We start from the raw sequence: 6,484 nt of genomic DNA, 5'->3' as shown, positions 1-6,484 counted from the left end.
CCAGCGGCGCCAGCCATTGACGAATGCAGCGGCGCGCTTCGGCCGGCTGCGCAGGGCAGAATTGGGAACGTTCCCAATTTTGGGAACATGCAACGCCTGATCATGGTCGGTCATCGTCAGTTACCTCCCGTCCCCGACCGCGCGCCTGGGCTGGTTCGCCGACAGGTCGGCTAGCGACCCCCGCTCGATCAGCCGGCACGGCAGGAACACCCGGCCGTGCTCCGAACGGCCGGCAATTTCATCGAGCAGGCTATCGAGAGCGCGCACGCCCATCTCGCGGCCCGGCTTGGCGACGGTCGTCAGCCCAGGCCACGAGAATGCACCCGCCGGCACGCCGTCGAAGCCAAGGATCGAAACATCTTCGGGGCAGCGCAATCCGGCTTCCCGTATCGCCACCATGGCCCCCAGCGCCATCAGGTCGTTGGCTGCAAACACCGCGAAATGGTCAACCCGCTCACGCGCAAGCAGCCGCTTCATGGCTATGCGCCCGCCTTCGACCGTGTATTCCCCGTCTTCCATCGGCAGCGCCGCCGGGTCGATGTCACGCTCGACGCAATGCTCGTGGAAGGTGCGCAGGAAACGCGCCCGGGCGATACGCGACTTGGGGCCAAGGATCAGCGCCGGAGCGTGGTGCCCCTTAGAAACCAGGTGATCCATGCCCAGCCGCACGGCCTGAGCGATATCCGAGCCGACGCTCGAGATCGCGGGGAAGCGCTCGGCGCTCGAACCGATCAGGACGAAAGGCAGGCCGAAACGGTCGAGATCGTCGAAATTGTCGGCGACCGGATTGATGATCGCCCCATCGACGCGGGCCTGACGCAAGGCGCGCAAATGGCTGGCCTCGCGGCCGTGATCCCAGTCAGAGGAAAAGACTAAGAGCGACGCGCCGTTTTCGGCAGCGCGATCCTGGGCGCCACGCGCAACCTCGGCCCAGAACGGGTTGGTAATGTCTGGGATGACGAGACCGAGCAGTCCGGTACGTCCTGAACGCATGCCGACAGCAAGATCATTGCGCTCGTAGCCGACCGCCTTCGCAGCCTCAAGTACGCGTTCGCGCGCCTCATCAGTCACATTCGAGGCACCGGAAAGCGCACGGCCGGCGGTGCTCTTCGACACCCCCGCCCTCTCCGCGACGTCAATGATCGTCGGACGCCTCCGCTGCACCTGCACGCTCCTCCTCAGCGATTTTGTGGGAACGTTACCATGAGCCTAGCGGATCGGCAAGCGCGCCTTTTTGAAAGCCAAGTGTGGGCCGGCAAGAACTGGCGTCGGGTCGCGACGCCGACAGTCAGCCGCCCATCAGTGCTTCGACCAATCGCTCCCGCGTCAGCGGCAGGTCACGCATGCGCATGCCGAGCGCACGGGAGGCAGCGTTTCCGATCGCTGCTGCGACTGGCCCTTGCGCGGCCTCGCCAGCACCCAGCGGCGGGCGTGTCGGGTCGATGATGAAGCGCGTCTCGATCTCGGGGATTTCCGAAAACTTCAAGATGGGATAGCTGCTCCAGTCGAAAGCCGGCACGCGGTCGTTTTCGACCTTGACCTCTTCCTTCAAGGTCCAGCTCGCGGCCTGGATGGCGCCACCCTCGATCTGGCTTCGGGCCCCTTCCGGATTGATGAGCAATCCGGCATCTACGCAGAGCCAAAGCCGCTCCAGCCGAACCTCTTCATCCACTGCGACCTCGGCGACGGCAGCCAGCCAGGCGCCCTTGTTTTTGTAGCGTGCGGCAGCAATGCCGAGCGCGCGCCCTTCGCCCGCGGCATGGCTGCCGGGCCAACCGCACATCTCCGCCACGCCCGAAAGGACGGCGCGGCAGCGGTCATCGCTCAGATGGCGAAGCCTGAACTCCAGTGGGTCGACGCCGGCCAGGTCGGCCAGTTCGTCCATCGCGGATTCGATGGCGAAGACATTGAGGTGAGCACCAAGCGAACGCAGCGACGAGGTCCTGATGCGGCTTCGCGTGTCGAGTTGGACGGCGACTTCCTGACTTGGAAAATCGTAGACTGCCACAGAATTACGTGCCGCACCGCCACCCGCAGCATCTGGCAGGTCCTCGACCCTGCTCGGCAGGCGCGTGCTGTCCAGCGCTTCGGCCGACGTCAGGTTCACATGGCCGCCGAAACCCGGACGCTGGGCATGCGGCTCGCTCACCACCGACAGTTTCCACGTCGCCATCTGGCCCGTGGAATCGAGCTCGGCTTCCACGGTCGCCGACATGGCAGCCCCCAAGGGGCCGCGGGCAAGTTCGTCTTCCCGCGACCACAACGCCCGTACCGGCCGGCCAGTCAGCTCCATGGCAACGATCGCCGCGTCGAGCGCCGCATCGTCGGCGCCATTGTGGCCATAGCAGCCGGAACCATGGGCATGAACGACCCTGACTCGCGACAGGTCGAGCCCCAGGCATTTGGCGATCTGGCCGCGAAGCGGGAATATGCCCTGCGAATGGCTCCATACGGTCAGCCGGCCAGCCTCATAGTGCGCCAGCGCGCAGGACGGCCCGATCGACGCATGCGCGACATGCGCTCGCGAATAGCGCGCCGAAATATTCGTGGACCGGGCACCTGGAACAGCGGAACCGAGGACCGTGCGTTTCTCTTGGGATGCCGCAGCAGGCTGCCAAAGGCCGGGCACTTCCTCCCAGCGTGCGAAGTTTTCAGCCACAGCATGTGCTCGATGCACGGCAAGCTCGTCGGTTCCGACAAGGGCGAGGAAATCTTGCTTCCGCAGAACGGTCACGTTGGGATAACGGCGTTGCAGCCATGCCTCGTCGAACTGGGCCAAGCGAGCAAGCCGGAAGGGTTGTCTCACGACCCGCACATGCAGCATGGCTGGCAACGACAGGTCCTGGATGAACCCGCCGCCGTTGCGTTTTTTTGCCATGTCGAAACGCGGTTGGCTTGCGCCGACTACGGAAAAGTCATTGACCGGCTTTACCGGAACATCACCGGTGACGTGCTGCTTCCAGTCGACTTCGGATGCGAGCGACCAGAAATCCAGGCCGGTCGGAGCCTCGTCGAGCAAGATCGCCCCATCCAGGCAAGACAGCGCGGCGACATCGGTTCCCAGTCGTGCCGCCGCCGCCTGGATCAAGACAGCGCGCAGCTGTGCCGAAGCCAGGCGGATCGATGTGCCGGACACTTCGACCGACTGGCTGCCGGCGGTAAGGCCCTCGTCTGGCGAACGATCGGTATCGGCCGCCAAGAGGACAATCCGCTCCGGACTGATCGCCAATTCGTCGGCGGCGATCTGCGCCAATGCTGTCAGGATGCCCTGGCCAAGTTCGACCTTGCCCGAGCAGACCGTGACAAGGCCAGGCCGATCAAGGGATAGCCAGCGTCGCAGTTCAGGATTGTCCTGGATGCTCTTGGGCAGCGCATTGCCGATCATGGCACAGCCTCATCAAGGCGAGTTGCAGCACTCTCGACGGCGCGCAGAATGCCGCCATGCGCGCCACAGCGGCACAGATGCCGGTCAAGTGCCGCAACAATCGCCTCACGGCTCGGGTGCCGCTCCGCCTTGAGCAGCGTATATGCACTCATCAGGATGCCGRAAATGCAGTAGCCGCACTGTCCGGCTTGCTCGCGCTCGAACGCGTCAAGCAATGCCGCCCCGACAGGATCGTTGGCAAGAGCTTCGGCGGTCGTCACCGTGGCGCCAGCCAGCGCCGACACAGGCAGTGTGCAGGAATAGCGTGCCTGCCCGTCAATGCTGACGACGCATGCGCCGCACTGCTCCAGGCCGCAGCCGAAATGTGTCGCCTTGAGATCGAGCCGGTTTCTCAGCGCGAAGAGCAGAGGCTCGTCGCCCACATTCTCCAGGCTGACGTCCAGCCCGTTGAGCTGAAACGAGACGACAGCGCTCATGGCTTTTGCCCCACGATTTTCTCTAGGGAAGGCGGCGACGAACGCTTCGCTGTGCGAATGTGTTGGGGGCCTGCATCGGGTTTTGATGCCATGCTTTCCCTAGCCCGCTTCGACCGGTAGGCGCTGGGCGTCATGCCGACCGCGTTCTTGAAGGCGCGGAGGAAATATTTCTCGTCGTTATAGCCGACCGAATAGGCGATCTGGGCGATCGTATCGGCGGTCAGCACCAGGCGTTCGCGGGCGTCCTCGATGCGCATCTCGCGGATCAGCGCATTGAAGCTGGTGCCAGTATACTGGCGGATCAGGGCGCAAAGCCGGCTCTTGGAGAGGCGCGCGGCGTCAGCAGCTTCGCTGAGGCTCGGGCCACGCGTGTAGTTTTCGCCGATGAAGTCGGCGATGCGGCGCATGTGTCCGCTGTCGCGCCCCATCACCGGCAGCCTGGTCGACAGTTCGGCGAATTCCGCCTCATGATCCTGGCACAACATGGCGAGCATGAGCGACAGCTCGGCGCGGACGATTTCGGCAGCGCAGATACGCTCGGCTTCGTGCTGTTTTATCATTGCGGAAATTGCGAGTTCCACCCGCGCGGCACGCGTGCCGCCGAGGTGGAAATCGACATGATTCTGCCAGGCAAACGGCGTCAGCTCCGGCGCCATGCGGACCAGCTCTGCCAGCGGATACGAGCGGTTGATGTCGGGACGCAGAAAATCGAGGTCGAAATAGATGACGACGCAACGCGTCGCGTAATCGAACCTGATCTGATGCGGGACCATCGGCGCGATGAAATAGATCGAGCCGGCCTTCGGCTTGTGCGAGGTCAGGCCGACCCGGATGACCGGGGCATCGGACATGAAGTAGAGGACCTGGAAATAGTCGTGCTTGTGGGCGGGGTAGAGCTTCTGGGTGTTCTCGACACGCCGGACGTGGAAACGCGGAGCGCCCGCGCGATCCAGCGCATAGGAGCGAAACGGCGCCTCGCGCTCTTCCGCGCCACGCTCGGGCCTGAAACGCCGGGGCATTTCATTCGCAGCCTTGGCCATGCCGTCTCCTCTCCGGCTTTGGTCGGGGCGGCCGGCACCGCCCCGAGGCATGCCCGTCACCTCAGCTTTCCGGGCCGGCATATTTGCCGGCGGTGGCGGGGAACATGTTCTTGATGATCTTCATGCGGCTGACGTCGACGGTGGCGTCCATGTGCAGGAAGATCGCGGCGTCGCGGAACAGTTTTTCGATGCCGAACTCAAGCATCGCGCCGTTGCCGCCATGCAGTTCCAGCGCATGGGTTGCGACCTTCATGATCTCTTCCGAGGCATAGACCTTGGCCATGTTGCACAGCACGTCGGCATCCGGATGCGCCTCGTCGACCGCCTTCGAGGCGCGCTCGATCAGCGAGCGTACGGCTTCGATGCGGGTCGCCATGTCGGCCAGCCTGAGCGCCACCGCCTGATGCTTGATCAGGATACGCCCGCCTTGGACGTAGTTCTGGACATAGTCTGCGGTGCGTTCGAAACAGGCCACGCCGACACCGAGGTTCTTTGCCGCCTGGATGATCTTGCCGGCGCGAAAATACTGGCCGGCACTGCCCAGCGCCGAATTCTGAACGAGCAGGTGGTCGGCCGGCACGCGGCAATCCTCGAAGACCAGCTCGCCATTGTTCATGAAACGGCAGCCCATCGTCTCGTTGCACTTGGTGACCGTCAGGCCGGGCGTGTCACGCGGCACCAGGAAGCTCGACGTGCCCTGCAGCATGCCGACTGATGAATCGGTGTTGGCGTAGACGACATAGAGGCTGGCGTCGAAGCCGTTGGAGATGAACTGTTTGCGGCCGTTGATGACCCAGTGGCCGTCCTTCAGCACCGCCTTGGTGTGCATGGCGGCCTCGGGAACGTTGTAGGGCAGCCAGCGATCGGAGGCGCCGCGCGGTTCGGTCAGGCAATGGGCGAGCAGGAATTGTGGATCGGCGAGCAGGCGGGGAAACCACTTTTCCTGGAGGTGCTTCGGCGCGAATTCGCGCAGCAGGATGGACACCTTCCAGTTCTGCACCAGCTTGTCGGCGAGGCCGGAATCACCGCGCGCGATGCCCTCGGAGATCAAGGCGAAGGTGCGAACCTCGCTGTCGCGCTCGAGGTCGACGCCGCCATATTCTTCCGGCACGCCGAGCGTACGCACGCCGATTGCCTCAGCGCCTTCAAGGATCGAACGCGGCAGCCGCTCGCCGGGGTTCATGTCCCATTCAGCCTGCCAGTTCGACCGAATGAACGGCGTCACCACGTCGTCGACAAACGACCGGCAACTGTCGCGCATGAGGCGCTGTTCCTGAGACAAGGACCCATCATCGGCGTGAATCATTTTCGCTCCCTTCAACTTCGACCGGTCGGCAAATTCTAGCCCCCCACGATGTCCGGATTGGTATCAGCGGCGGCGGTTTCGGATCAGGTCGCGGCGTCTCCTTCTGGTGGATTATCGTCCAATTCAAAGTGGATGTTTCGTGCCCAATAGCGGCTCTATCGACCAATCGTGCAAGCGCCCACCGGCCAGCTGCGGCGTGTGCAATCAGCCCCTGAACCGCTCAGCCAGCCAATCGGCCACCATGGGACGATAGAGCCAAGGGATGTTGTTGCAGACG

General features: G+C 63.8%; 5 protein-coding genes. All 5 read right to left on the bottom strand.

Translation table 11 applies throughout. The features are described from left to right. Positions 1 to 120: 120 nt before the first annotated feature. The 5 genes from AC1DUU_RS20000 to AC1DUU_RS19980 all read right to left on the bottom strand — a co-directional run bounded on the left by AC1DUU_RS20000 (position 121) and on the right by AC1DUU_RS19980 (position 6,207). The gene (locus tag AC1DUU_RS20000; RefSeq protein ID WP_476785146.1) at positions 121 to 1,164 is read right to left on the bottom strand and encodes a LacI family DNA-binding transcriptional regulator; all 1,044 of its coding nucleotides are present in this window, start codon (positions 1,162 to 1,164) and stop codon (positions 121 to 123) included. Between the two features lie 124 nt (positions 1,165 to 1,288). Then, the gene (locus AC1DUU_RS19995; protein ID WP_476785145.1) at positions 1,289 to 3,385 is read right to left on the bottom strand and encodes a xanthine dehydrogenase family protein molybdopterin-binding subunit; all 2,097 of its coding nucleotides are present in this window, start codon (positions 3,383 to 3,385) and stop codon (positions 1,289 to 1,291) included. Further along, a complete protein-coding gene (locus tag AC1DUU_RS19990; RefSeq protein ID WP_476785144.1) occupies positions 3,382 to 3,861 on the bottom strand; it encodes a (2Fe-2S)-binding protein in 480 nt (159 codons plus the stop codon). The genes AC1DUU_RS19995 and AC1DUU_RS19990 overlap by 4 nt, the downstream gene beginning before the upstream one ends. Beyond that, on the bottom strand, positions 3,858 to 4,901 hold the full coding sequence (locus AC1DUU_RS19985; protein WP_476785143.1) for an AraC family transcriptional regulator: 1,044 nt from the start codon (positions 4,899 to 4,901) through the stop codon (positions 3,858 to 3,860). Before AC1DUU_RS19985 ends, AC1DUU_RS19990 begins: the two co-directional genes overlap by 4 nt. Positions 4,902 to 4,962: 61 nt before the next feature. Beyond that, positions 4,963 to 6,207, bottom strand: a complete 1,245-nt coding sequence (locus AC1DUU_RS19980) for an acyl-CoA dehydrogenase family protein (RefSeq protein ID WP_476785142.1) — start codon at positions 6,205 to 6,207, stop codon at positions 4,963 to 4,965. Positions 6,208 to 6,484 lie beyond the last annotated feature (277 nt).

This window comes from Aminobacter sp. P4_H6_2, assembly GCF_056400805.1.
This window is presented reverse-complemented; position numbering and strand designations above follow the sequence as displayed.

Bases quoted from the DNA above. Each gene is read 5' to 3' on its own strand.
- AC1DUU_RS19985 (WP_476785143.1), bottom strand. From the start codon at position 4,901: ATGGCCAAGGCTGCGAATGAAATGCCCCGGCGTTTCAGGCCCGAGCGT.
- AC1DUU_RS19995 (WP_476785145.1), bottom strand. From the start codon at position 3,385: ATGATCGGCAATGCGCTGCCCAAGAGCATCCAGGACAATCCTGAACTG.
- AC1DUU_RS19980 (WP_476785142.1), bottom strand. From the start codon at position 6,207: ATGATTCACGCCGATGATGGGTCCTTGTCTCAGGAACAGCGCCTCATG.